This is a genomic window from Plantactinospora sp. B5E13 (genome assembly GCF_039871775.1).
Classification (GTDB): Bacteria; Actinomycetota; Actinomycetes; order Mycobacteriales; family Micromonosporaceae; genus Plantactinospora.
The window spans coordinates 1-23,173 of sequence record NZ_JBDPLT010000018.1 but is presented as its reverse complement, the minus strand read 5'-3'; the positions used below and the strand labels follow the sequence as shown (position 1 = coordinate 23,173).

Annotated in this window: 24 protein-coding genes; 10 read left to right on the top strand and 14 right to left on the bottom strand. The window is 72.6% G+C overall.

All coding sequences use genetic code 11. The features are described from left to right. Positions 1-40 precede the first annotated feature (40 nt). Positions 41-1,624: an N-acetylmuramoyl-L-alanine amidase gene (locus tag ABGB05_RS18260; protein WP_347654625.1), complete on the bottom strand. Its 1,584-nt coding sequence runs from the start codon at positions 1,622-1,624 to the stop codon at positions 41-43. A gap of 238 nt (positions 1,625-1,862) precedes the next feature. Next, on the bottom strand, positions 1,863-3,038 hold the full coding sequence (locus ABGB05_RS18255) for an ROK family transcriptional regulator (protein ID WP_347654624.1): 1,176 nt from the start codon (positions 3,036-3,038) through the stop codon (positions 1,863-1,865). 176 nt (positions 3,039-3,214) lie between these two features. Between ABGB05_RS18255 and ABGB05_RS18250 the strand changes: the two genes are divergently transcribed. Beyond that, positions 3,215-4,774 (top strand): glycoside hydrolase family 3 N-terminal domain-containing protein, encoded by a 1,560-nt coding sequence (locus ABGB05_RS18250; protein ID WP_347654623.1) that lies wholly within the window; start codon positions 3,215-3,217, stop codon positions 4,772-4,774. Between the two features lie 208 nt (positions 4,775-4,982). Here ABGB05_RS18250 and ABGB05_RS18245 read toward each other — a convergent pair whose 3' ends face one another. After that, positions 4,983-5,654 (bottom strand): GNAT family N-acetyltransferase, encoded by a 672-nt coding sequence (locus tag ABGB05_RS18245; RefSeq protein WP_347654622.1) that lies wholly within the window; start codon positions 5,652-5,654, stop codon positions 4,983-4,985. A 457-nt stretch (positions 5,655-6,111) separates the two neighbouring features. Here ABGB05_RS18245 and ABGB05_RS18240 point away from each other — a divergent pair, with 457 nt between their 5' ends. The 4 genes from ABGB05_RS18240 (at position 6,112) to ABGB05_RS18225 (ending at position 10,234) form a co-directional block, all read left to right on the top strand. Beyond that, on the top strand, positions 6,112-8,748 hold the full coding sequence (locus ABGB05_RS18240; protein ID WP_347654621.1) for a nitrate- and nitrite sensing domain-containing protein: 2,637 nt from the start codon (positions 6,112-6,114) through the stop codon (positions 8,746-8,748). Positions 8,749-8,822: 74 nt separating this feature from the next. Then, the gene (locus tag ABGB05_RS18235) at positions 8,823-9,242 is read left to right on the top strand and encodes a roadblock/LC7 domain-containing protein (protein WP_347654620.1); all 420 of its coding nucleotides are present in this window, start codon (positions 8,823-8,825) and stop codon (positions 9,240-9,242) included. A gap of 7 nt (positions 9,243-9,249) precedes the next feature. After that, positions 9,250-9,636, top strand: coding sequence for a DUF742 domain-containing protein (locus tag ABGB05_RS18230; RefSeq protein WP_347654619.1), 387 nt, complete (start codon positions 9,250-9,252; stop codon positions 9,634-9,636). Next, the gene (locus ABGB05_RS18225; protein WP_347654618.1) at positions 9,617-10,234 is read left to right on the top strand and encodes an ATP/GTP-binding protein; all 618 of its coding nucleotides are present in this window, start codon (positions 9,617-9,619) and stop codon (positions 10,232-10,234) included. Before ABGB05_RS18230 ends, ABGB05_RS18225 begins: the two co-directional genes overlap by 20 nt. 65 nt (positions 10,235-10,299) lie before the next feature. Here ABGB05_RS18225 and ABGB05_RS18220 read toward each other — a convergent pair whose 3' ends face one another. Both ABGB05_RS18220 and ABGB05_RS18215 read right to left on the bottom strand, forming a co-directional pair. Beyond that, positions 10,300-10,794, bottom strand: a complete 495-nt coding sequence (locus ABGB05_RS18220) for a nucleoside-diphosphate kinase (protein WP_347654617.1) — start codon at positions 10,792-10,794, stop codon at positions 10,300-10,302. 160 nt (positions 10,795-10,954) lie between these two features. Continuing rightward, the gene (locus tag ABGB05_RS18215) at positions 10,955-12,178 is read right to left on the bottom strand and encodes a DUF418 domain-containing protein (RefSeq protein WP_347654616.1); all 1,224 of its coding nucleotides are present in this window, start codon (positions 12,176-12,178) and stop codon (positions 10,955-10,957) included. A 112-nt stretch (positions 12,179-12,290) separates the two neighbouring features. Between ABGB05_RS18215 and ABGB05_RS18210 the strand changes: the two genes are divergently transcribed. Next, a complete protein-coding gene (locus ABGB05_RS18210; protein WP_347654615.1) occupies positions 12,291-12,932 on the top strand; it encodes a TetR/AcrR family transcriptional regulator in 642 nt (213 codons plus the stop codon). 62 nt (positions 12,933-12,994) lie between these two features. Here ABGB05_RS18210 and ABGB05_RS18205 read toward each other — a convergent pair whose 3' ends face one another. From ABGB05_RS18205 to ABGB05_RS18185, 5 genes are all read right to left on the bottom strand, one after another. Continuing rightward, positions 12,995-13,372 (bottom strand): hypothetical protein, encoded by a 378-nt coding sequence (locus ABGB05_RS18205; protein WP_347654614.1) that lies wholly within the window; start codon positions 13,370-13,372, stop codon positions 12,995-12,997. A gap of 249 nt (positions 13,373-13,621) precedes the next feature. Further along, positions 13,622-14,494, bottom strand: coding sequence for an LLM class F420-dependent oxidoreductase (locus ABGB05_RS18200; protein ID WP_347654613.1), 873 nt, complete (start codon positions 14,492-14,494; stop codon positions 13,622-13,624). A 533-nt stretch (positions 14,495-15,027) separates the two neighbouring features. Next, a complete protein-coding gene (locus ABGB05_RS18195) occupies positions 15,028-15,360 on the bottom strand; it encodes a putative quinol monooxygenase (protein ID WP_347654612.1) in 333 nt (110 codons plus the stop codon). A 92-nt stretch (positions 15,361-15,452) separates the two neighbouring features. Further along, positions 15,453-16,187 carry an OmpA family protein gene (locus ABGB05_RS18190; protein WP_347654611.1) on the bottom strand — a complete coding sequence of 245 codons (735 nt, stop codon included), beginning with the start codon at positions 16,185-16,187 and terminating at the stop codon, positions 15,453-15,455. Beyond that, a complete protein-coding gene (locus ABGB05_RS18185) occupies positions 16,171-16,803 on the bottom strand; it encodes a hypothetical protein (protein WP_347654610.1) in 633 nt (210 codons plus the stop codon). The genes ABGB05_RS18190 and ABGB05_RS18185 overlap by 17 nt, the downstream gene beginning before the upstream one ends. Positions 16,804-17,002: 199 nt before the next feature. Between ABGB05_RS18185 and ABGB05_RS18180 the strand changes: the two genes are divergently transcribed. Then, a complete protein-coding gene (locus ABGB05_RS18180) occupies positions 17,003-17,452 on the top strand; it encodes an SSI family serine proteinase inhibitor (protein WP_347654609.1) in 450 nt (149 codons plus the stop codon). Between the two features lie 4 nt (positions 17,453-17,456). Here ABGB05_RS18180 and ABGB05_RS18175 read toward each other — a convergent pair whose 3' ends face one another. From ABGB05_RS18175 to ABGB05_RS18160, 4 genes are all read right to left on the bottom strand, one after another. Further along, on the bottom strand, positions 17,457-18,701 hold the full coding sequence (locus ABGB05_RS18175) for a cytochrome P450 (protein ID WP_347654608.1): 1,245 nt from the start codon (positions 18,699-18,701) through the stop codon (positions 17,457-17,459). A gap of 104 nt (positions 18,702-18,805) precedes the next feature. Beyond that, the gene (locus ABGB05_RS18170) at positions 18,806-19,522 is read right to left on the bottom strand and encodes a DUF2071 domain-containing protein (RefSeq protein ID WP_347654607.1); all 717 of its coding nucleotides are present in this window, start codon (positions 19,520-19,522) and stop codon (positions 18,806-18,808) included. A gap of 13 nt (positions 19,523-19,535) precedes the next feature. Beyond that, complete coding sequence (locus ABGB05_RS18165) at positions 19,536-19,988, bottom strand: DUF4383 domain-containing protein (protein WP_347654606.1); 453 nt, start codon at positions 19,986-19,988, stop codon at positions 19,536-19,538. 105 nt (positions 19,989-20,093) lie between these two features. Beyond that, positions 20,094-20,807 (bottom strand): GAF and ANTAR domain-containing protein, encoded by a 714-nt coding sequence (locus ABGB05_RS18160; RefSeq protein WP_347654605.1) that lies wholly within the window; start codon positions 20,805-20,807, stop codon positions 20,094-20,096. A gap of 148 nt (positions 20,808-20,955) precedes the next feature. Here ABGB05_RS18160 and ABGB05_RS18155 point away from each other — a divergent pair, with 148 nt between their 5' ends. The 3 genes from ABGB05_RS18155 to ABGB05_RS18145 all read left to right on the top strand — a co-directional run bounded on the left by ABGB05_RS18155 (position 20,956) and on the right by ABGB05_RS18145 (position 23,100). Then, on the top strand, positions 20,956-21,471 hold the full coding sequence (locus ABGB05_RS18155) for an STAS domain-containing protein (RefSeq protein ID WP_347654604.1): 516 nt from the start codon (positions 20,956-20,958) through the stop codon (positions 21,469-21,471). A 128-nt stretch (positions 21,472-21,599) separates the two neighbouring features. Continuing rightward, positions 21,600-22,466 (top strand): SRPBCC family protein, encoded by an 867-nt coding sequence (locus ABGB05_RS18150; RefSeq protein ID WP_347654603.1) that lies wholly within the window; start codon positions 21,600-21,602, stop codon positions 22,464-22,466. Positions 22,467-22,524: 58 nt separating this feature from the next. Then, positions 22,525-23,100, top strand: a complete 576-nt coding sequence (locus tag ABGB05_RS18145; RefSeq protein ID WP_347654602.1) for a hemerythrin domain-containing protein — start codon at positions 22,525-22,527, stop codon at positions 23,098-23,100. Positions 23,101-23,173: the final 73 nt, after the last annotated feature.

The window sequence follows — 23,173 nt, the reverse complement described above, 5'->3', positions numbered from 1 at the left end:
CCGGCTGCCGCCGTGCGGCACGAAGAGGCCCTTCCCCGACTCAGACGCGGCTGATCCGGATCGCGTCCGCGATCACCAGGCCGGTGCCGCCGGTCCAGCGGCTCACCCCCACCTTGTTGCCGTCCCCGGCGGCCAGGGTGAAGGTGCCGAGGTTGCGCCACGCGCCGCCGCCGGAACGCTGGTCGACGTGGACGGTCTGGTTACCGCTCGGCGTGACGATGACGTACGGCGCCGAGCTGTTGTAGCCCGGGTCGTCCGGGTACCACGCCTCGACCCGGTAGCTCGCGGTGGTCGGGATGTTCGCCCGGTACCACGCCGGGTCGCTCGCCTCGACCGGGTCGGCGAACCGGTAGTCGGTGCCGTGCCGCTGCGCCGAGTACGCCGAGGTGCCCCAGTTGGCGCTCGCGGTGAAGGCGCCCGCGGTGCTGTTGTCGATGGTCACCGACCAGCTGGGCGGCGGGGTCGAGCCGGTGACCAGCTGCATGTAGTAGGTCCAGTTCCAGTTCGGCCCCGGGTCGGTGTGGGTGGCGCCCGGCACCTGGTTGTGCCCGATGATGTGGCTACGGTCCTTCGGGATGCCGTACCGGTCGCAGAGGTGCCGGGTCAGCGCGGCCGAGGAGCGGTACATGGCGTCGGTGAACCAGGAGGGCTGGTTGACGTACCCCTCGTGTTCGATGCCGATCGACTGGGTGTTGTACGTCCAGTTGCCGGCGTGGTACGCGATGTCCTTCTCCCGGACCGACTGGGTGACCGCGCCGTCGGAGGAGCGGATCGTGTAGTGGGCGCTGACCCCGGCGGCGGGGTTCTGGAACCAGCTGACGGTGCCGGCGTACGACCCCTGGGCCACGTGGATGACCACGTAGTTGATCGGGTACGCGGACTCCCGGCTGGAGACGGTGTAGTTCTCCGCGTGCGCCGGTGCCCAGGCGGCCGGGCCGTAGTCGGTGCTCATGATGCCGACACCGTCGCCGGTGCCGAGCGGGGCGACGGCGGCCAGGGCACCGCGTTCGGGGGCGACCGGGCGGGGCGCGACCCGGACCGGTCCGCCGCCGGTGGTCGTCTGGAAGCCGGTGCCGAGCAGGTCGTAGACGGTGTCCGCGTAGAGCCGGGCGACGGCGGGGGTGCTCGCGCCGCCGTACCGGACGACGGTGGTGTACCAGTGGTCGGGGTCGGCGCGCTGGGCGGCGGTCAGTCCGGCCCGGTCGGCGTACGACCGCAGCACGGCGGCCGCGCCGGTGACGTTGGCGGCCGGGTCGGTGCGCAGGGTCACCGGTGCGAGGCCGGTCAACGCGGCCGCCTCGTCGAGCGTACGGAGCTTCGGGTTGCTGGCCAGGTGCATCACGCCGTACCCGTTGGACGCGCTGGGCGCGCCGTCGTGGCCGTCGAGGTGGGTCTCGGCGTAGCCGACCGCCACCAGCAGGTCACGGGGTACGTCGTAGCGGGCCGCGGCCCGGTCGAAGGCGGTGGCCAGCGGGCCGCCGACGGTGGCGGTCGTGGCGCCGGCGGGGCTGTCGGTCGCCGGGGCGGCGTTGGCTGCCGGGCTGGTCAGACCGGTGGCGAGGGAGACGAGCAGGGTGGCGCCGAGCAGTTGGCTCAGGCGCGACTGGGGGTACCGAACGGTCACCGTCACTCCTCCCGAGTGATCGGACGCCCTGGGGGTGGGGGCGCCGGTTGGCCGTACGGTATAGCGCCACAATCTTCTATGTCGAGAGATTGCAGCACGTTGGCGATTGGTGAAAACTATCTACATGCCACGCCGACCTGGAGCCGTCGCCGACACCGGCCCGATGGTCGAGGACTCCGGTACGGCAGCGTTGAACTGCGCCGACACCTCGCGGAGGGGGGCCGCCCCGGCAGCGGGATCAGCCGACGGTGGAGCCGAACACCTCGTCCCGGACCACGTCGAGCGCGACCCGCAGCGCGCCACGCAGCACCGGTTCCTCGGTCAGCGTGGTCGGCACCACCCGGGGCGTGACCAGGGTGATGGCGGCGACCTCGTGCTGCACCCGTTCGGCCAGGGCGGTGCCGCCGGCCTGACCGATCTCGCCGGCCAGCACCACCAGCGGCGGGTCGAGCACCACACAACTGCTGGCCACGCCGAGCGCGAGGCGGCGGGCCACCTCGTCGAGCACCGGGCCCCCGGCGGTGCCCGCCGCGATCGCGGCCCGCAGCGCGTCCGCCCCCGAACCGGCCCGGAAGCCGTGCTCCCGAGCCACCGCGCGGACCGCGTCCGAGCCGGCCAGCTGCCCGAAGGCCGGCTTCGCCCGGCGCGAGGCGTCCCTCGGGATCGGTACGCCGGGCACCGGCAGGTAGCCGATCTCACCGGCCGCGCCGGTGCTGCCGTGGTGCAGTCGCCCGTTCAGCACGATGGCCAGACCGATGCCGACCCCGAGCCAGGCCAGGACGAAGTCGTCGACGCCCCGGGCCGCGCCGGACTCCGCCTCGGCGACCGCGGCCAGGTTGACGTCGTTCTCGAAGTGCACCGGGGTGTGCAGGTCCTCGCGGAGTGCGGCCAGCAGGCCACGGTGCCAGCGGGGCAGGTTGAACGCGAAGGTGATGTCGCCGGTGCCCGGGTCGACCAGACCGGGGGTGCCGAGCACCACCCGACGTACCGTGTCGAGCTCTGCCCGCGCCTCCTTCGCCGCCTGCATCACGGCGTTGTGGACGACGCCGACCGGGTCGTCGGTGTCCCGGGTGGACTGTTCCACCCGACCGCGTACCTCGCCGGTGATGTCGGCGCAGGCGGCCACCACCCGGTCCGGGCCGACGTCGACGCCGACCACGTGCGCGCTGCCCGGCCGCACCGCGTAGAGCTGTGCGTTCGGTCCGCGCCCGCCGGCCTGCTCGCCGACCCGGGTGACCAGTCCGCGTTCCTCCAGCCGTTCGACCAGTTGGGAGGCGGTGACCTTGGACAGCCCGGTCATCTCACCCAGTTGGGCACGGGTGAGCGGCCCCCTGGTGAGCAGCAGCTCCAGCGCCGCACGGTCGTTGAGCGCGCGGAGCAGACGGGGGGTTCCGGGCAACCGGGTGCTGGCCATGCGGGTCCTCTTACCTTAAGAAACTTTCTTTATCAACAGGCTAACCTTCGTGGGAGTAGACGTAGCGTAATGGGCCGACGGTCCCCAGGCGGTAAGCCGATCCGGTGCCGCTCGACCCCGGGACGGCCCTGCCCGGTGCGACACTCGGCCTCGGAAGAGGAACCAAAGGGGGAATCGTGGTAGTCGATCCAGGACTCCGTCGACTGGCGCTACGCACCCTGCTCGCCGCCTTCCCCGGCACCACCCCACCGGGCTGGGCCCTCGACCTGGTCGCCGACGGGCTGGCCGGGCACACCCTCTTCGGCCGGAACGTCGACCACCCCGACCAGCTCGCGACCGCCACCGCCGCACTGCGCGACGCCCGGGCCGACGTACTGGTGGCGATCGACGAGGAGGGCGGCGACGTCACCCGGCTGGCCCACCGCACCGGCAGCCCCTACCCCGGCAACGCCGCGCTCGGCGTGGTCGACGACCCCGCGCTGACCGGACGGATCTACCACGCGATCGGCACCGAACTGCGGGCCGTCGGGGTCAACCTCAACCTCGCCCCCACCGTGGACGTCAACACCGCCGACGACAACCCGATCATCGGCACCCGGGCGTTCGGCGCCGATCCCGACCGGGTCGCCGCGCACGCCGGGGCGGCGGTCACGGGCCTGCAGGCGGCCGGCGTCGCCGCCTGTGCCAAACACTTCCCCGGCCACGGCGCCACGGTCGCCGACTCCCACCTGGAACTGCCGACCGTGGACGTACCGGTGGAGCTGCTGCGGTCCCGCGACCTGCCGCCGTTCGCGGCGGTGGTCGCCGCCGGCGCCAGGGCTGTGATGACCGCGCACATCCGGGTCCCCGCGCTCACCGGTGACGGCCCGGCCACCTTCAGCCGGGCCGTCCTGGTCGACCTGCTCCGCACCGAGTACGGCTTCACCGGCGCGGTCCTGACCGACGCGCTGGAGATGAAGGGCGCGGCCGTCGCCGCCGGCGGCGTCGGGCCGGCCGCCGTACAGGCACTCGCCGCCGGCGCCGACCTGCTCTGCATCGGCGCGAAGGTCGACGCTCCGCTGGTCGAGGAGGTCGTCGCCGCGATCGTGGCCGCACTGCGCGACGGCCGACTCGCAACGGTCCGGCTCGAGCAGGCCGCCGAACGGGCCGCCGCACTCGCCGACTGGGCCCGTACCGCCGCGGCCCGCCCGGTCGGGAGCACGCCGCCGGTCGAGGCCGCCCCACCGGTCGAGGCCGCCAGCCGGGTCTCGGCCACCGAGCCGCCCGGTCAGGTCCCCGCGACGCCGGCCGCCACCGCGCCGGCCCCGGACACCCTCGGGTACGCCGCCGCGCGTCGCGCCGTCCGGGTCGAGGGTGCGCTGACCGGGCTCGACAAGCCGCTCGTGGTGCAGCTCTTCGCCGCCGCCACCCTGGCCGAGGGCCGGGTCCCGTGGGGCCTCGGGCCACACCTGGAAGGCACCGAGCACGTACGGCTGGTCGCCGCCGGAGCGGACGTCGACGCCCTGCGCGCACAGGCCGGGGAACGGCCGATCGTGCTGGTCGGCCGACGTCTGCACCTGCTGCCGGGCGGTCCGGAGCTGGTCGAGGCGCTGGCCGACACACATCCGGTCACCGTCGTCGAGATGGGTTGGCCGTCGAACTGGCGGCCGGCCGGGGTACGGGCCTTCGTCACCACGTACGGTGCGAGCCACGCCAATGGCCGGGCCGCGGCGGAGGCACTCGGCCTGGCCGGCTGAATCCGGTCAAGTCGACCGAACGGGCAGTTCGCACCGTGCCCCCGCAGGCTTGTAAGCGACAGTGGCGCTACGTAGCGTTACCTAACGGATGCGGTCGGCTCGTCGTGGGTCCGCCACCGTTCCGCTGCCGGACCTCGGCCTGGGAGAGGACGCGGGCCGTGGACCCGCCAGGTCCACGGCCCGCGGCAGGTCGGCGGTCGGGAGCGGCTCAGGCACCGTCCCGCTCGGCGAGGCCGTAGACCGACCAGCCCCGGTCGGGAAAACCGGCGGCCTCGGCGACCCGCGCCGAACCCAGGTTGTCGGTGGCGTGCAGGTAGGTCGGGACCGCACCCTCGTCCAGCACCCGCCGCGCGGCCTGGGCCACCAGCCGCCGGGCCAGCCCCCGCCCCCGGTACGCCGGCTCGGTGCCGACCGCCAGTTCGTGCCCGTGCGCGTCGTGCCGCTTCACCCCGACGCCGGCGGCGTATCCGCCGTCCTCGGCCCGGGCGATCAGCACCTCGCCACCGAACGGCCGCAGCCAGGAGGGCAACACCGGATCGTCGGCGGCGACCCACTCGCCACAGTCGGCGGTCGACGCGGGCCTCACCGTGTACCGGAAGACCGCCCGGTAGCCGGACCAGCCGGGCAGGTCGAGCACCTCGGGCAGCCGGGCCAGCAGTTCCGTCGTCGACAGTCGACCCAGCCCCCGTACGGCGGCGACGTGGCCCGGTGGCACGGAGAGCACCACTCCGCTCGGGGTGCCGACCCCGAGCACCGGGTACGTCGCACCGTCCCAGCCGGGCTGGGTACGTCGTTCGGAACCGACGACGTCCAACGGTTGTCCGGCCGGCCACTGCCCCAGCCAGGTCACCAGATGGTGGTGTAGTCGCCGGTCGAGCATCCGTCCCTCTCCCATTTCCGAGCCTGCGGTCGGCACGCCGCGCCACGGAACGTACTCCGGGTGTGGGCCGGCCGCTGCCGGCCACCCTACCCAGACCGACCAGCCGCAGAGACCGGCGCGGATCCGGTGCGGCGTCGCCCACCGGGGGCGACCAGCGACGGTGACACCACCGACGGCAGCGGCCGGATCAACGACCGGGACCACCCGACGCGTGAGATGAATTCCCATTTTTCACTGAAGTGCAGGCCAGCCCTTCCTCGGGGGCGCAATCCGGCGATCTGGGCGCAAACCAGGGTTGAGACGGACACCGGGCGCTGCTACCGTGCGCCGGGAACTCAATGATCGTGGATGCGCCGGGCGGGGTCCACCGTCGTGCCGTACGCCGCCGCACCCCACGACACAGCCATGGCCGCCGATCCGCCGGTGAGCCGTTTTCCGACCGGCACGGGACGGTGTAATGGGCCTTCGCTCTTCGCGCCTGCGTACCAAGGTAGTCGCCCTGCTGGTCACGCTGACCGGCCTCTGGGCCTTCGGCGCCTGGGTCACCCTCCGGGACGGGTTGAACCTGTTGTGGGTGCAGACCCTCGAGGCCCGGGTCTACGCACCGACGGAGCCCCTGGTCCTGCACCTGCAGGAGGAACGGCGGCTCACCCTCGCCCAGCTGGGGAGTCCGCAGCCGTCCGCACCCGACCAGCTGGCCGAGGCCCGCCGCGCGGTCGACACGGACGTGGCGCACTTCCGGGAACGCGCGCAGAGCTGGTGGGCCGAGTTCGCGGCCCGGCCGGAGCTGGAACGCCGGGTCGCCGAGTCGCTCACCACGTTGGACGCCCTGGCGGGTCTGCGGGCGGCGGTCGACAACCGCAGTGTGGACCGGACGACCGCGGCGGAGACCTTCAGCGACAACATCGACACGATCTACCGGATCTACGGTTCCCTCGGCAACCTGGACGCCGGGGACATCGACCGCCGGGTGGAGAACCTGATCCGTTTCAGCAAGGCCCGTGAGCTGGCGTCCCAGACAGACGGGCTGCTCGCCGGGGCGTACGCCGCCGACCGGCTCACCGCCGCGGAGCACGCCCGGGTCGTCCAGCTGATCGGCATGCGGCGGATGTTGGCGGCGGACGCCATGGCCGAGCTGCCCCGGGCCGACCAGGACCGGTACCGCCAGTCGGTGGCGCAGGGCCCGACCGCCCAGTTGCAGGCGGTCGAGGACCGGCTGATCGCCGGGGGTCGCCCCGGCGGTCGTCCCGCCGTCCCCGCCGAACAGTGGCGGGCCACCATCGACCCGGCCCTCGCCGAACTGCAGCGGATCCAGATCGCCGGCGGCGACGAGGTGGTCCGGGCGGCGACCCCGGGCGCGATCGGCACGATAGTCCGGATGCTGATCGCGGCCGGCCTCGGCCTGATCGCCGTCGTCATCTCGGTGAACACCGCCCGGTCGCTGGTCCGGCAGCTCGAACAGCTCCGCCTGGCGGCGCTGCGCCTCGCCAACGACCGGCTGCCCGGCCTGGTCGCCCGGCTCGGTCGCGGCGAGTCGGTGGACGTCGACGCGGAGGCGCCGCCGATCGAGGCGGGGCGAGACGAGATCGGGCAGGTGGCGCAGGCGTTCAACGTCGCCCAGTCCACGGCCGTGCGAACCGCCGTGGAGCAGGCCGAGCTGCGCCGCAGTGTCCGGGACATCTTCCTCAGCCTGGCCCGGCGTACCCAGGCGCTGCTGCACCGTCAGCTGACCCTGCTCGACGCGATGGAGCGCCGGGAGAACGAGCCGGACGAGTTGGAGGACCTGTTCCGGGTCGACCACCTGGCCACCCGGATGCGCCGCAACGCGGAGAACCTCATCGTGCTCTCCGGTGCCGCTCCGGGCCGGGCCTGGCGCCGCAACGTACCGATGATCGACGTGCTGCGCGGGGCGGCCGCCGAGGTCGAGGACTACACCCGGGTGACCGTGCTGCCCGCCGGGCCGGTCGAGCTCGCCGGCCGGGCGGTCGGTGACGTCATCCACCTGCTGGCCGAGCTGATCGAGAACGCCCTCTCCTTCTCGCCCCCACACACCGCGGTCCAGGTCAGCGGCCAGTTGGTCGCAAACGGGTACGCCGTCGAGATCGAGGACCGTGGGCTCGGCATGAGCGCCGACGACCGGGCCGCGGCCAACGACCGGATCGCCAGCGAGTACGAGTTCAGCCTCGCCGGCGCGGCCCAGCTCGGTCTCTACGTCGTCAGCCGGCTCAGCGAGCGGCACGGGGTGAAGGTCCGGCTCAAGGAGTCGCCGTACGGGGGCACCACCGCGGTGGTGCTCATCCCGCCGAATCTGGTCAGCGACCGGCCCGGCGGGGGCCCGGCCGAGGTGTCCGGCGAGTCCCCGGCGATCCGGCAGTACGCCGGCGCCGCCGGTGCCACCCGGGCCATCGGCGGTCCCGAACCGGCCGGGACGGTGGCTCCGGCCGGACCACCCGGCGGAATCGGCGCCGCCGCAGGCGCCGGAGGGGTCGGCTCCGAAGGGGTCGGCTCCGGCGGCGGTCTCCGGCGGTCGCCCGGACCGGGCGACCCGGGCCGGGCGCCGGTGGGCGACGAGGCGCCGGGCGGGTGGCGGGAGCCGCCCCGGGTCCCCCGGCAGGAACGCCGCCATCTTCCAGAGCAGGATCCACGAACCGATCCGGGCCGGTATCCGGACCGTGGCCTCGGCGCGGCCGCCCCGGGCGGGCCGGCGACGCCAGCGGGGACCGCGACCGGCGGACCTGACCTGTCCACCGGCACCGCCTCCGCCCCGCCGTCCGCCGCCGATGTCGCGCCGCGCCGCCCCGCCGCCCCGCCGGCCGGCGGTGTCGGCCCGGCCAGCGGTCTCGGCCAACCGGCGGCGACAGCCGGTCCCGACGCCGGTTCGACCCCGTCCGGGCTGCCCATCCGGGTACGCCAGGCGAACCTCGCACCGGCCCTGCGGAACAGCGAGCAGCAGGTCGATCCGGATCCGGTGGAGGAGGACGGGCCGCGCTCTCCGGAGGAGATCCGCCGGATGATGAGTTCCTACCAGTCGGGCACCCGACGCGGACGCTCCGAGGCGGCCCGTCCGCCCGACGACGGGGCTCCTCCGCACTGATTCCGTCGGACGCCCGGCCGTGGCCGGGTCGCGGGGACAGCGATACCACCGGTAGAGAGAGGGACAGTCAGCCCGTGCACAAGACAGCGTCGAACCTCGACCTGACCTGGTTGCTCGACGACCTGGTCGGCCGGGTGAAACAGACCCAGCATGCGATCCTGCTCTCCGTCGACGGCCTGCTGATGGCGTCGTCGCGGGGATTCGAACGGGACGACGCCGAGCACCTCGCCGCGGTGGCGTCCGGGGTCCAGAGCCTGGCCCGGGGAGCGGGCAAACGGTTCGGTGGCGGTCCGGTGCAGCAGACCATCATCGAGTGGCGCTCGGCGTTCCTGTTCGTCACCGCCGCCGGACACGGCGCCTGCCTGGCCGTACTGGCCGAGGAGGACGCGGACGTCGGCCTGGTCGCGTACGAGATGGCGATGCTGGTGACCCGGGCCGGTAAGTACCTCGCCTCGACCAGTCGGTCGCCCGAGCAGCCGGTCGACCGGCCGTGAGAGCGAGATGACCGCCCCGGAGGATCCGTCCGAGGTGCACTGGGTCGACGAGCACGCCGGCCCGGTGGTGCGACCGTACGCGGTGACCCGGGGTCGCGCCCGGCCGGTGACCGGCAGGTTCGACCTGATCTCCCAGGTGAGCACGGTCCGCCGGGTCACCGGCCGGGACATCGGGCTCGGCCCGGAACACCTGGCGATCGTCACGCTCTGCCAGCGGCGGCTCTCGGTCGCCGAGGTCGCCGCCCATCTGGACCTACCGCTCGGCACCGTCCGGGTGCTCCTCGGCGACCTGCTCGAACGGCACATCGTCCGGGTCATCGAGCCGCGACCGACCCCGGTCCTGACCGACGACAGCATCTTTGAACAGGTGATAAATGGGCTACGTGCACTCTGACCGCCCGGACGGGCCCGGGGCCTCCGAGGAGGTACCGACCGCGGTCAAGATCCTGATCGCCGGTGGATTCGGGGCCGGCAAGACGACGATGGTCGGCGCGGTCAGCGAGACCCGGCCACTGCGGACGGAGGAACTCCTCACCGAGGAGGGGGTCAGCGTCGACGACCTGTCCGGGGTCGAGGGCAAGAACACCACGACCGTGGCGATGGACTTCGGCCGGATCACCATCACCGAAAGCCTGGTGCTGTACCTGTTCGGCACGCCCGGGCAGGATCGCTTCTGGTTTGTCTGGGACGAACTGGCCCTGGGCGCGCTCGGCGCCGTGGTGCTCGCGGACACCCGGAGGCTGGCTGACTGTTTCCCGTCCGTCGACTACTTCGAGAAGCACGGCACGCCGTTCATCGTCGCGGTCAACTGTTTCGAGGGCGCCCGCCGGTACGAACTCGACGAGGTCAAGCAGGCGTTGAGCCTGGATCCGGGTGTACCGGTGCTGCTCTGCGACGCGCGGAACCGCGAGTCCGGCAAGGAGGTGCTGATCTCCGTCCTCCAGCACGCGATGCGCAGTCACCGGGCCGCCCGACAGGCGACCGCCGGCTGAGGGAGGCCGGCAGACGGCCCGTCAGACCTCACGGAGGTCCGACGGGCCGGCCGTTGGGTTCCAGGTCAGAAGACGTACCGCTCGGCGAGGGTCTGGTAGTCGAACTGCTCCTCGTCGGCGAACCAGAGCTGCGCCTCGTACTTCGCCTCGTCGACACTGCCCGAGGCGTGCACCAGGTTGGCGACGGCCTTGCCGGTGCCCTCGGCGTACGCCTTCGACATGTGCGCGAAGTCGCCCCGGATGGTGCCCGGCGCGGCCTGGGCCGGGAAGGTCGGCCCGATCATCCGGCGGACGTTGGCCACCGCGTCGACCCCCTCCAGCAGCAGGGCGACGACCGGCCCCTGCTGCATGTAGGTGGCGGTGGCGTCGTACACCCCCTTGCCGAAGCGCTCCTCGAGGTCGAAGTAGTGCTTGCGGGTGAAGTCCGCGTCCATGTGCTTCATCTTCAGGCCGACGATCTTCAGGCCGGCGTCCTCGAACCGCTGCACCAGGCGCCCGGTCAGGCCTCGCGCGACCGCGTCGGGTTTGAGCAGGACAAGAGTACGTTCTGTGGCCGCCACCGTGGCCCCTTCCTCGATCAACTGGTCGGGCCCTGACGAGCTGGATCGTCCGGCTGCCCCGAGATCCGGTCGTCGCACGCTCCAGCGACGGGCCGCTGAGATCACGATAGTAGTAGGCCCGGATCCGGTGTTCCGGTGCCACCGACCACCGGCCGGGGGCTCAACCGGGCACGGCGATCCGGTCCCGCTCCCCAGCCGGGCGTCCGGTCCGGTAGCTGAGCCGACGCAGCAGCACCTCGGCCGGACCACGCCAGTCGGCGCGGCGCATCGTGTCGGCGAGCAGCACGGTGCCGAGCCAGACCGCGGCGGCTACCGCCGAGGCCCCCGCGTCGCCGATCCGTCCGCCGACCCCGCCGAGGTACGGGACGAAGATCAGGACGAACGCCACCGACTGGAGCAGGTAGCAGGTCAACGAGCGCTGTCCGCAGGCGGCGAGCGCGGTGACGATCCGGCCGGGGGCGGCGGCCCGCCGGTGGGCGACGAGTCCGGCCAGCGCGGCGTAGCCGAGCCCGCCGGCGATCCCGGTCACGCTGTGCAGGACGTACGCCGGTACGGCGGTGGCCGCCGTCCAGCCGGTCCAGATCCCGGCGTCGATGAGGGCCAGCGGGGCGCCGCCGAGCACCGTGGCGGAGACGCCGAGCAGCGCGATCCGGCGCAGCAGCGCACGATGCCGGCCGGGTTCGTCGAGCAGTCGGCGGCGGGCCGCCCAGATGCCGAGCAGCAGGGGCGTGACCACGTCCATGGCCAGCATCGGGGTCAGGAACGTCCAGGTGACGAGCCGGGCGCCGAGTGCCTCGACCGGGGACGCCAGCCCGGTCGGCAGCGGCGTCGACCCGTTTTCGATGATGCCGAGCGGCGGCAGGGTGGCAACGGCCACGAAGACCAGCGTCCAGAGGGCGGCGACCCGGAGCAGGGTACGGTCCCGGGCGCGCAGCATGCTGACCAGGAGCAGCCCGAGCAGTCCGTAGGCGGCCAGGATGTCACCGAAGAACAGCAGCAGCGCGTGGACGAATCCGAAGGCGATCAGCCAACGGCTGCGTCGGCGCAGCAGGGCCCGTACCGTCGGCCAGTCGGCACCGGCGGCGGACCGCCGGTCGGCCAGCCGGACCAGGCTGTAGCCGAAGAGCGCGGCGAACATGGGCAGGGCGCGACCGTCCACGAGGAGGACCTGGAGCAGTGCGACGAGCCGGTCGGGCAGGCTGCCGTCGAGGGCGTAGCCACGGAAGCCGGTCGCTTCGCCGTAGCGGTACATGTGGGCGTGGGCAAGGGCGATGAGCAGCAGCATCGTGCCCCGGGCGAGGTCGGGGGCCAGCGACCGGACCGTTGGTACGGACTGGTCGGTCGGCGGCGCTTTCCGCTCCGCGCCGCTGGCGAGTTTTGACATGGTCCACCTGTTCTGCTGGAGGATCAACGGAAACAGCGAGCAGATAAGCTACGCATGCGTATCTAAACGCAGCGCATTAAGATACGCAAGCGTTTCTTAGGTGGGAGGCAGTATGGGCGAAGAAGGGCCCGGCACCACGGCCGGTCGCGGCCGCCGACGCGGGGAAGAACTGATCCGGGCCATCCACGCCGCGGTGCTGACCGAGGTGGCCGAGGTCGGTATCGGCGGGCTCACCATGGAGGGCATCGCGAAACGGGCGGCGACCGCCAAGACCTCGCTGTACCGCCGCTGGTCCTCACCCCGCGAACTGCTGTTGGACGCGCTGCACGACGCCCACCCGCAGGAGACCCCGACCCCGGGCGCGGACGACCTGCGCGGCGACCTGATCCGCGCCCTGGAACAACTCGTCACCTGGCTGATCACCCCGGCCGCCAACGCGGTCGCGATGATCATGGTGGAACGCCACCGCCATCCGGACCTGGTCGACGCGCTCTACACCCGGGTCTTCGACGCCCGGGGAGGCACCTTCACCCGGACCGTCCTGCTGCACTACGCGGCACGGGGGGACCTCGACCCGACCCTGGTCACCCCGGTGGTGACCGACATCGGGGAGGCGCTGGTACTCAAACACGCCACGGACCACGGCCAACTACCGGACCGACGGCTGATCGCGGCCATCGTCGACCAGGCGATCCTGCCCGCCGTCGGGGTCCGGCCAACGGGTCACCGACCGGAGGGGCCGGAATCCCGCTGACGGCCCCGGGGCGGCACGCCCGCGACACACCGCCTCGCCAGCCGTGCCGACACACCTGCGGATCAGGAGCGCCCCCGGCGCGTCGCCGTCTGGGCCAGTCGGGATCCGGAAATCCGGCGCACCGAGCCGGCCGCGGCGGACCACCACGGCGCCACCGGGCGGGCCAGCCGGATCAGCCGGTCGACGTTCCAGCCCTCGGCCCGGCGGGCCGCGGCTCTGCGCCGTCGGCGCTCGACCACCACCCCGGCCACCGCCGCGACCGCCGCCGCGGCGGCGAGCGGAACCGGACGGCCCCGGAGCCGCCGGCCGAACGTCCCGGATCCGGACCGGGAGGCGGCTCCCTGGCCATCGGCCCGTTCCAGGCCGGGCGCGCTCGAGCGGTCCGTGGCGGTGACGCCCGCCGGGTCACTCGTGGTGTTGCCGCTGCGCATGTCACCCATGGCGGTTCCCTCCCGTCCGGTCGGCCGGAACCGGCCCGACCACGACACCCCTGGCAGGCTTTCGAGGGGTGCCCTTCCACCCCGTGATGCTGCCACCGGGACGGACCGCCGGGAGGCGGATTGTGAGGTTTTCTCCCGTCTTGCGGCCCCGGACACGGGCTTCGGGCCGTCGCACACCCCGACGCGCCCGCCGGGCTCCGGGGTGTGGCCGGCGGGCGGGCAGCCGCCGACATGGTCGACGTGGCCGGGTCAGAACTGCCGGACGACCGGGATGACCTCGGCGCCGATCCGCTCCAGCACGTCCAGCCGGGGCAACTGGGGTACGGCGCCGATGGCCATCCCGAAGCCGAGGTCGTGCAACCGGTGCAGTTCCTCGACCAGTTCGCCGACCTTCTCGCCGTTCTCCCCGATGTCCATCAACTGGTAGACGGTCTTGGTGATCTCGTTGTAGTCCCGCCCCTCGGCCTCGCAGTGCCGTCGCAGTACGTCGAGCTTGTGCCCCAGTTCCGGGGTGTTGAACAGGTTGCACGCCTGGGCGTACCGCGCCACCAGCCGCAACGTCTTCTTCTCACCCCCGCCACCGATCATGATCGGTGGGTGCGGCCGGGTCAGCGGCTGCGGCGAGTTGAGCAGCCGATCGGCCCGGATGTGCCGGCCGGTGAACGGTCCGTCGTCGTCGGACCACATCTGCAACAGGTAGCGCAGGGTCTCCTCGAGCAGCTCGTACCGTTGCGCGAGCGGCGGGAACGGGAAGCCGAGGCCGCGTGACTCCTCCTCGTTCCAACCGGCCCCGATGCCGAGCATCAGCCGGCCGCCGGAGAGGACGTCCAGGGTGGTGAGGGTCTTGGCCAGCAGTCCGGCCGGCCGGTGGTGCACCCCGGTGATCAGGGTCAGCAGGGTGGCGCGCTCGGTGTGCGCGGCGAGGAACCCGAGCGTGCTGTACGCCTCCAGCATCTCCGCCTCGCTCGGGCCCACTCCACGGATCTGGAAGAAGTGGTCCATCACCGCCAGGTAGCCGAAGCCCGCCTGATCTGCGGTACGGGCGATCGCGGCCAGGTCACCACCGAGTCCGGCAGGGCCGTTCGGCCAGGTGAAGTTGGGGATCTGCAGACCGAGTTCCATGCTCTCCGGCGCTCCTTCCACGGTTGGAGCGCCCGGCGTCGGCCGTGCCACCCTTCCCGGGAAGAGCGGCCGAAACCGGGGCAGGCGCCCGCCAACCACCCTAACCAACACGGCGGTCGCCGTTCGTGGTGTGACCTCGGATCCCGCCGAACAGGGACGGCCACCCGTTGTGGACGCAACGTCAGACCGTGGGGTGGTCGAAGGCCACAACGTCGAGCCCGCCCGCCCGGTGGCGGCGGATCAGCGACCAGGTGACCGACGTACTTGGGCCCGCGCCAGTCACCCGACGCGTCCGCCAACCCCGGGCCCCGCCCGCGCAGCCCGTCCGCGAAGGCGTCCACCACGGCCCGGACCAGCGCCGGGTCGGCAGGACCAGATGGTCGAAAGGAAAGAGGTGCGACCGCCGGAAGCGGCCGCACCCCGATCAGTCAACGCCCACGTGGCGGAAGCAGTTGCCCCACTCGTCGCGCCCGGCCGCGTACTCCTGCCTGTGCTTGTCGTACCAGAGCTCGGACAGTGGCCCTTCCGCGCCCTCAACTCCGGTCGGGCACCGCCATCTCGCCGAGTTCCGACCAGTCGTCCTGCGGAACCGTGGTGTTCACGATCCGGGGGGTCTCGGCGAGGTGGGGCGGCAGCGTCCGCTGGGCGGTGCGGAAGTGTTCCGACTGCACGTGCGCGGCACCGGCGTCGCCGTCACGGAACGCCTCGACCAGGACGTACTCGGTCGGGTCGGTGACGCTGCGGGACCACTCGAACCACAGGCAGCCGGGTTCGGCCCGGGTCGCCGTGGTGAACTCGGCGGCGATCTCGGGCCACCGGTCGGCGTACTCCGGCAGCACTCGGAACTTCGCGGTAATGAAGATCATCGGTTTCTCCTCGTACGACGTCTCGCGCGACGTGACCGGGTCACGCCCGCCGGGCCTGGTGAGGCCGAACCGAGCCTAGTGAGGTCGACCGGTCACCGGTCGAAGCGGATCTCGACCCGTCGGTTCCGGGCCCGTCCCGCCGGGTTGTCCCGGCCGTCCCGGACGTTCGGCGCCACCGGACGGCTCTCGCCGTGGCCGTGCACCTCGAAGCTGAGGGCGGTACCGGTGAGCGCGTCGCGGAGCACGTCCCGGACCGCCTCGGCACGCCGCCGGGACAGTTCCAGATTCGACGCGTCGTCGCCGATCGCGTCCGTGTGGCCGTCGATCCGCACCGTCCCCCTGGCCTGGTCCCGGAGCCGTCCGGCGACCGTGCTGAGCCGTTCGCGGGCCGCCGTAGACAGCGCGGCGCTACCGAATTCGAAGAGTACGTCGGCGTCGAGCGTCACCTCGACGCGTTTCCCGGTCTCCGCCTCCCGGATGCTCCCCTCCACGTCACCGCTGCGCACGTAGATGTCCCGGGCCGGGGTCGCCAGGTCGACGGCCGGCGCGGCGAGGTCGACGACCGGAGCGACCACCGGGGCGTTGTCGGGCACCTCGGGCCCCGGCACGACACCGGCGGTCGGAGCCGGGCCGGTGGGCTCCGCGCGGGCGACAACCGGGCCGGACGTCGCCGGGCCGGTGGGCTCCGCACGGGCGATCGCCGGCGCGAGGCAGGTCACCGCCAGCTCGATCGCGAACACCGCGCCGACCAGCGCCGGAAGCCAGGTCGGGGCCGGGCGGGCCGTGACCGTGGTCCGACCGGCCCGCCGGTCAGCCGAGCGGGACATTTTCGAAGATCGGAACGTTCGGCACCACGACATCGACCGCCCGGACGTCGTCGGGTGGGGCCCCGAAGACGGCGTACAGCTGGACCGACTGCCCGGGTTGGACGAACACCCCGGCGAGGTTGGCCGAGCAGAGGTACAACTCCCGGTCGGCCCCGCCGGTTCCGGGGCTGGCGACCCGGGCGACCAGGTACTGCCTGCGGTTCTTCCGGTCGACCAGCGACACCCCGGCCATGGTGTGCCCGACCGTCTCACCGGCGAACTCGTCCGCGATCTGCCAACGCTGCCCGCCCTCCGGGCCGGTGTTGGTCATCCGCAGGTTGACGGTGACAAACCCGGTGTCCCGACGGAGCTGGTGGAGCTCGACCCGGAGCGGGACGGTCCGGCCGCTCTCCTCGACCTCGATCTCCCGGGTGGCGATGACCGCACCCAGCGGCTCCGGCTCGCCGGCGGCGGTACCGCCGGCTGCGGTGGAGCCGGCTGCGGTGGAGCCGGCTGCGGTGGAGCCGGCTGCGGGGCCGGTCGCCCCGTCGTCGCCACCGAGGATCCCACATCCGGTCAGCGGCAGCGCCACGGCCAGCGTGAGTACGCCGACGATGGCCACCCTGGACACACGCACGAGTCTTCCTCCCTGGTTCCGCTACCGGTCGGTTTCCGGCGTCGAAACCGACCGGGCTGACCGTAGGCACCCGGGGGTCGCCCCGGCCGAGCAGCGGGTTCCGGTTGGCACGAACTGGGGAGCCGAAACGGGACGACACGAACCCGAAACTCTGGGTTAACCTGTTTGAATCGATGTCCATCAATCGAACGGAGGAGACATGAGGAAGCCCGCTGCCGCCCTCGGCACGCTCGTCATGGGAGTCGGCATGGCGGCCGGATTCTCCACCAGCGCCGCGAACGCCGACCTCGTCGACCCCGTCACCCCGGCGGTCACGTCACTGCACGTGGTGGTCGGAGCGCCCAAAGGTCCCGGCCCCAGCAAGCGCACCGAACCGGTTGTCGTCCTGCTCCGCTGCGTGGGGCCGGGCAACGAGCACCCGTACCCGGCGGAGGCCTGCACCGAGGTCGAGGCGGTCAAGGGTGACATCGCCGCCATCCCGCCGCTGAACGCCGGCTGCGCGGGCGTCTGGCAGCCGGTCGACATCAGCGTCTCGGGGGTCGTCCGGGACGAGCCGGTGTACTGGACCGAGGAGGTGTCGAACGAGGGCTGCGCGGTGACGTCGCACGGACACGTGTTCCGGATTCCGCTGGACGGCAGGACGCCCTGACCGGTCACTCTCCCCCGGCGTGGGGCACCAGGACAAAACCGCTGCGCACCCGGGTCGGAATGCGGTGCAGTGGAATGCCGAGATCCTGCTCCGGGACGACGTACCCGAGTCGGGCGAGGCGGTCCGCGAACGCGGCCAGCAGGGCCACGGTGATCGCCTCGCCCGGACACCGGTGCCCGGTGTACGGGCTGCCACCGCCCTGCGGCACCAGGTCGACGGCACCCGGCTCCCGGTCGTGGAAGCGCGTCGGGTCGAAGACGTACGGTTCCGGCCACAGCTGCGGGTCGTGGTTCTGGCCGTACAGGTCGAGCAGCACCAGGGCACCGGCCGGAACGGACTCGCCCTGCCAGGTCAGGTCGGTGACCGCCCGGCCGCCGACGAACGGCGCGAACGGGTAGAAGCGCCGGACCTCGTGGGCGAACGCCTCGGCGTACCCCGGGTCGCCGGCCCGCAGCCGGGCGCGCTGCGCGGGCCAGCGGTGCAGGGCGTGTGCGGCGAACATGACGTACCAGCAGACCGCGACGGTCGGTCTGAGCACGTTGAGCAGTTCCACCGCCGCCACCCGGGGCGGCAGCAACTCACCATTGGTCGCCCGGTGCCGGGCCACCGCCACGCAGGCCGACTCCTCGGGTACGTCGAGCACACCGTCGCGCACCTGGTCGACCAGGTCCGCCAGCCACCGCTCCCGCCGCTGACGGGCCCGTCGGGCGCGCCAGTGCCGCGGCCCGAGGGTGCCGAACCCGTCGACCAGCGCCACCAGGTCGGCGGCGAGCGGCGCGACATCGCCCGGCGCCAGCGAGACACCCGCCCAGCGGCAAACCGCCCGGGTCAGGATCCGGGCCGCCTCGTCGAAGAGCACCACCGCCGAGTGTCGCCGCCCCGGGTCGAACACCTCGTCCCAGGCCGTGGTGGCATGACCGACCAACCGGTCGATCCCCGCCCCGGTCATCAGCGACATGAACATCGCCTTACGGTGGCGGTGGAGTTCGCCGTCGAGGGTGTGCACCGCGCCCCGGCCGAACAGGGTGCTCTGCACCGGCTCCGGCAGCGCTCCGGCCCGCCGGATGTGGTTGTCGTCGTAGAAGAACCGGACGGCGTCGGGCCCGGACAGTGCCAGCACCCGCTGACCGGTGAGCCGGAACCGCACGGCCTGCGCGCCGCTGCGTCTGCGCAGGTTGGGCAGCCATCCGTACCCGTGGGCAACCAGCCCGGAGGCGCCCGCGGTGACGGGGCGGTGCGAGGTGCTCATGAGGCGGAGACTTGCCCGGACACCCAGCTGGCGAAACCCCGCGCCGACGGCACCCGAGCCGGCCGCCCACAGGACGGCGGCACCCGAGGCGGGCGGCACCGGGGTCACCAATGCCAGAGCCCCACCCGGACCGGCACGCCCGGGGAGGCGTGGGCGAGCGGCGCACCGTCCGGCGCGGGCAGCCCTGTTCCGACCAGCAGGTCCTGGTCGAGTCGGAGCGGTTCCACGTGCCGCAACAGCCAGTCGGGATGTTCCACCTCGGCGGCGGCGAGCCGACCACCGATCCGGGTGAAGAGCCGGTACCGGGCGGTGAGGAAGTGCGCCAGCGGGTCCCGCTCCGCCTCGGTCAACGGCGGACCCAGTCGTACGTCGACATCGCAACGCCGGCCGGCCGGGCCGGGCCACCGCCGGCGGCACCGGTAGCCGACCAGGTCGTCGTCGTACCGTACCGACATCCGAGACCAGTGGTAGGGCAGGGCGTACGTGGCGCGGGCGGCGAGCACCGCCGGCAGCCGTGCCGCGTCCAGCGACAGGAACCAGATCCCGTTACGTCCCCGCCCGTCCCGCGCGTACGTCCGGACGTTGGTCTCCGGGAACACCGACAGCCACGGCAGGGCCGGTACGGCGGGTGCCCGGACCCCGCGCATGAGGAACGGGGTCAGGCCGACCCAGGCGGCACCGTCGAAGGTCTCCACCCGTAGTTCCGGAGGGAGCATCGGCTGGACCGCCTCCGGCGGGTACCGCCAGTGCAGGAAGGTGATCCGGTCCCAGCGGTGGTACATGACGGGCCGGCTGATCCGGGGCGACGGGGGTGCCTGCACGACGCGTCCGGGGTCAGTCGCGCTCGCCGGAGGCCAACCCCAGGACGATCATCCCGAGGCCCAGACCGAGATGCAGCCAGTTGTCCGCGCCGTCCACCGGCAGGAAGTTGGCCCCGCTTCCGTGGTCGATCACCAGGCCGTAGAGCCAGAGCACCAGGTAGACCGCGCCGCCGCCGACCAGGAACAGCCGCGCGCCGGGCACGGTACGGGCCATCAGCAGCCCGACGACACCGAAGGCGAGGTGTACGAGGTTGTGCAGGATCGACACCTGGAAGACGTTGAACAGTTTCGCCCCGGAACCGTGTCCGGCGAACGTCAGGTCCCCGTAGTGGGTGGTGATTCCGGGGATGAAACCGGCGATTCCGGCCAGGAGGAAAACCACGGCGACGGCCCCGGCGAGCTTGCGCACCAGGAGCAAACGATCGTCTTTCGCCTCGGCCGTCCCCGGGTACGAGTCACCTGCCATGCCGCCCACCTCCTGCGGGAATCGATGGTGTCCTGTTCCCATCGACTGTGGTCCGAAACAGGCCGGGCCGTCCGGATCCGGGGTGGTCGAGCGGACCGGCCGGCGTCAGCTCCGGCGCGGCTGGTTGGCCTCGGCGACGAGCCTGGCGGCGACGTCCCGGACCTTCCGGTTCGAGTCCTGGGAGACCTTGACCAGCAGGGCGAACGCCTCGTCTGCGGTACAGCGCCGGTCGCCCATGATGATCCCCTTGGCCTGTTCGATGACCGCCCGGCTCTCCATCGCGGTGCGCAGCTGGCGTACGACGGTGCTGGTGGCGTCGTACAGGTGGGCGTTGGCCAGCGCCACGGCGGCGTACCCGGCGAAGGTCCGGGCCAGGTTGATGGAATCCTCGTCGAAGGCGTCCGGTACGGCGCCGTACATGTTGAGGGCACCGACGACGGCCTCCTGCACCGGCAGTCCGATCGAGAGCAGGCTGCGGATCCCCTCGGCGTGGGCCTGTGCGGCCCAGTCCGGCCAGCGGGGCTCGGCCGAGGTGTCCGGGATCGAGACCGTGCCACCGGCCTCGGCGGCGTCCAGGCACGGACCGCTGCCGTGCTCGTACTGCCAGGTCTCCAACTGCACGGCGAGGGGACCGGTGGCGGCGACGGTGTGGGCCTCGGTGCCCTGCACCAGGGTGACCGAAACCGCACGGGTACCCGGAACCGTGCGCTTCGCCAACCCGACGATCGACTCCTGGACACCGCGCAGATCCGTCTCGCCGAGCTTGATCTGACTCAGTTCGGCGAGCGCGTCGATCGGTTCCAGATGTGACGCTGCCATCCCGTCCGAGCATACGACGAAACGTGCCACGATCGCCTGCCCAGGACGTCCCGCCTGGGCAGAGGGGCTGGCACCGCCGTACACTCGACCGTGGGTCAAGCCACGTGCCCATGCTGCTCTTGCCTACGCCGAGAGAGGCTGGTGCCCCGTGTCCGAACGAACCCTCCCCCCGACTTCCGGCGACAACGCCCACCCGGCCCGGGAACGCTCCGGCCCGGCCCGCAACCACGTCGACCGGGTCGACAACCGCTCCGGGCCGGCCGACAACCACGTCGGGACGGCCGCCGGCCCCCGCCTGGCCACCCCGCCGCTGACGGTCCGGCACCATCTCGAAGCCACCGGGACACTCGACGCCGCCGGGCCGGAGGCCCGCCCGACGTCGCCCGGGAAGCTCCCGGTCCTCTCCGCCGTCGGCGAGGTGGACCTGACCACCGCACCCCTGCTGCGACGCTCGCTGGTGCACGCCGTCGAGGGCCACGACCAGGTCTGCTGCGACCTCGCGCGGGTCACCTTCTTCAGCGCCGCCGGGCTGCACGCCCTCCTCGCCGCGCAGCACCGGGCCACCCAGACCGGCACCCGGTTCGCGGTCCGCAACGCGCACGGCATCACCCGCCGCATCCTGCACCTGGCCAACGTCGAGGACGTCCTCGGGCTGCGGTACTGACCCGGCCCGATCCGGGTCGGTCGGTCCTCCGACCACACACCTCGACCGCCCATTCCGGCCGTGATCGGTTATCCGGCGCACCCAGAGGGTAGCGATCCGGGTAACCGACATCGACCGGAGGAGATCGGATGCCGACGACAAGAAAGCTGGCGCTGTTCGCCGGCCTGGCGGCGGCGGGCACCGCCGTCGCGGTGGCGGCCCGGCACACCGGCGGGTTCGTCCGCCCCCGAACCGGGAGCCGGCACACCGTACGCGGGGTGGCGGTCGACCGACCACCCGCCCAGGTGTACGCCTTCTGGCGCGACCTGCCCACCCTGGCCACGTCGCTGGACCGGACCGCCCGGGTACGGGAACTGGACCGACGGCTGTCACAGTGGACGGTGGGCGGGCCGCTGGACATCCCGGTCGAGTGGACCGCCGAGATCACCGAGGACCGGTTCGCCGACCGGCTGCGTGCCGCGGCCGACCGGCTCGGGGTCGACACGGTGGACTACACCCAGGTCGACGTCCTGGACGCGCTGCGGGAGTACGGCGCCGGACGGGGCCCGGACGCCTGCATCGAGGCGGTCGGGATGGAGGCGCACGACAGCGGTGTCGTCGGCGGGTACGACAAGATCAAGCAGACGTTGCGGATGCAGAGCGACCGGCCGACCGCCGTCCGGGAGGCGATCATGGCCTGCCGCAAGGGCGGAACGGTGAGCATCGTCGGGGTCTTCGCGGGCCTGGTCGACAAGTTCCCGCTCGGCGCGGCGATGAACAAGGCTCTTGTCCTGCGGGCGGGTCAGATGCACGCCCAGCGCTACATCCCGATGCTGCTGTCCCGGATGGCCGCCGGTGAGATCGACACCTCGTACCTCGCGACCCATCCGATCCCGCTCGACGAGGGCCCCGCGGCTACCGGATGTTCGAACAGAAGCAGGACAGCTGCCTGCGGGCGGTGCTGCACCCGGCCCAGCGGTAACGCCCGCCCCACCCGTTCCGCCGACCGCACATGAAGGAGTCCGTAGGGGGAAACCGCCACCATCAACCACGACGGAAGCGAGGTGGCCGGCGATGACGGCGACGAAACAGCGAGACGTAATGGACCTCCTGGTCGACCAGCACAACCAGATCAAGACGCTGTTCGGCCAGTTGCACCGCGCGCAGGGTACGGAGAAGCGGGAACTGTTCGAATCCCTCGTCCGGCTGCTGGCGGTACACGAGAGCGCGGAGGAGATCGTCGTACACCCGACCGCCCGGAAGAAGATCGACCGTGGCCAGCAGGTGGTGGACCAGCGGCTACAGGAGGAGGACCAGGCCAAGCGCGATCTGGCCGAACTGTACGACATGGGCGTCGACCACCCGAACTTCGACGCCCGGATGGCGCGGTTCGCCGACGCGGTGATCCAGCACGCCAGCCACGAGGAGAACGAGGAGTTCCCCTCGCTGCGGCGCAGCATGTCGGAGGCGCAGCTGGCCCGGATGGCCGGGGCGCTACGGGCCGCCGAGGCGATGGCGCCGACCCGGCCGCATCCGCACACCGGCGAGTCCGCTTCGGCGAACCTGCTGGTCGGTCCGCCGATGGCGGTGTTCGACCGGGTCCGGGACGCGATCCGCGACTGGCGTGAGTCGAACGCGGACAAGGGCTGACCCCGCCAGCGGACGGCGTCGCCGTGCCACCATGCCCTCGCCACGATCCGGTCGCGGGGGCCGGGGGCGCCCC

What these genes read in the sequence shown, in the direction of transcription:
- ABGB05_RS18255 (WP_347654624.1), bottom strand. Translation starts at nt 3,038, where the DNA reads ATGGCCAGCACCCGGTTGCCCGGAACCCCCCGTCTGCTCCGCGCGCTC.
- ABGB05_RS18245 (WP_347654622.1), bottom strand. Translation starts at nt 5,654, where the DNA reads ATGCTCGACCGGCGACTACACCACCATCTGGTGACCTGGCTGGGGCAG.
- ABGB05_RS18240 (WP_347654621.1), top strand. Translation starts at nt 6,112, where the DNA reads ATGGGCCTTCGCTCTTCGCGCCTGCGTACCAAGGTAGTCGCCCTGCTG.
- ABGB05_RS18230 (WP_347654619.1), top strand. Translation starts at nt 9,250, where the DNA reads ATGACCGCCCCGGAGGATCCGTCCGAGGTGCACTGGGTCGACGAGCAC.
- ABGB05_RS18225 (WP_347654618.1), top strand. Translation starts at nt 9,617, where the DNA reads ATGGGCTACGTGCACTCTGACCGCCCGGACGGGCCCGGGGCCTCCGAG.
- ABGB05_RS18215 (WP_347654616.1), bottom strand. Translation starts at nt 12,178, where the DNA reads ATGTCAAAACTCGCCAGCGGCGCGGAGCGGAAAGCGCCGCCGACCGAC.
- ABGB05_RS18210 (WP_347654615.1), top strand. Translation starts at nt 12,291, where the DNA reads ATGGGCGAAGAAGGGCCCGGCACCACGGCCGGTCGCGGCCGCCGACGC.
- ABGB05_RS18205 (WP_347654614.1), bottom strand. Translation starts at nt 13,372, where the DNA reads ATGGGTGACATGCGCAGCGGCAACACCACGAGTGACCCGGCGGGCGTC.
- ABGB05_RS18200 (WP_347654613.1), bottom strand. Translation starts at nt 14,494, where the DNA reads ATGGAACTCGGTCTGCAGATCCCCAACTTCACCTGGCCGAACGGCCCT.
- ABGB05_RS18195 (WP_347654612.1), bottom strand. Translation starts at nt 15,360, where the DNA reads ATGATCTTCATTACCGCGAAGTTCCGAGTGCTGCCGGAGTACGCCGAC.
- ABGB05_RS18190 (WP_347654611.1), bottom strand. Translation starts at nt 16,187, where the DNA reads ATGTCCCGCTCGGCTGACCGGCGGGCCGGTCGGACCACGGTCACGGCC.
- ABGB05_RS18180 (WP_347654609.1), top strand. Translation starts at nt 17,003, where the DNA reads ATGAGGAAGCCCGCTGCCGCCCTCGGCACGCTCGTCATGGGAGTCGGC.
- ABGB05_RS18175 (WP_347654608.1), bottom strand. Translation starts at nt 18,701, where the DNA reads ATGAGCACCTCGCACCGCCCCGTCACCGCGGGCGCCTCCGGGCTGGTT.
- ABGB05_RS18165 (WP_347654606.1), bottom strand. Translation starts at nt 19,988, where the DNA reads ATGGCAGGTGACTCGTACCCGGGGACGGCCGAGGCGAAAGACGATCGT.
- ABGB05_RS18160 (WP_347654605.1), bottom strand. Translation starts at nt 20,807, where the DNA reads ATGGCAGCGTCACATCTGGAACCGATCGACGCGCTCGCCGAACTGAGT.
- ABGB05_RS18150 (WP_347654603.1), top strand. Translation starts at nt 21,600, where the DNA reads ATGCCGACGACAAGAAAGCTGGCGCTGTTCGCCGGCCTGGCGGCGGCG.
- ABGB05_RS18145 (WP_347654602.1), top strand. Translation starts at nt 22,525, where the DNA reads ATGACGGCGACGAAACAGCGAGACGTAATGGACCTCCTGGTCGACCAG.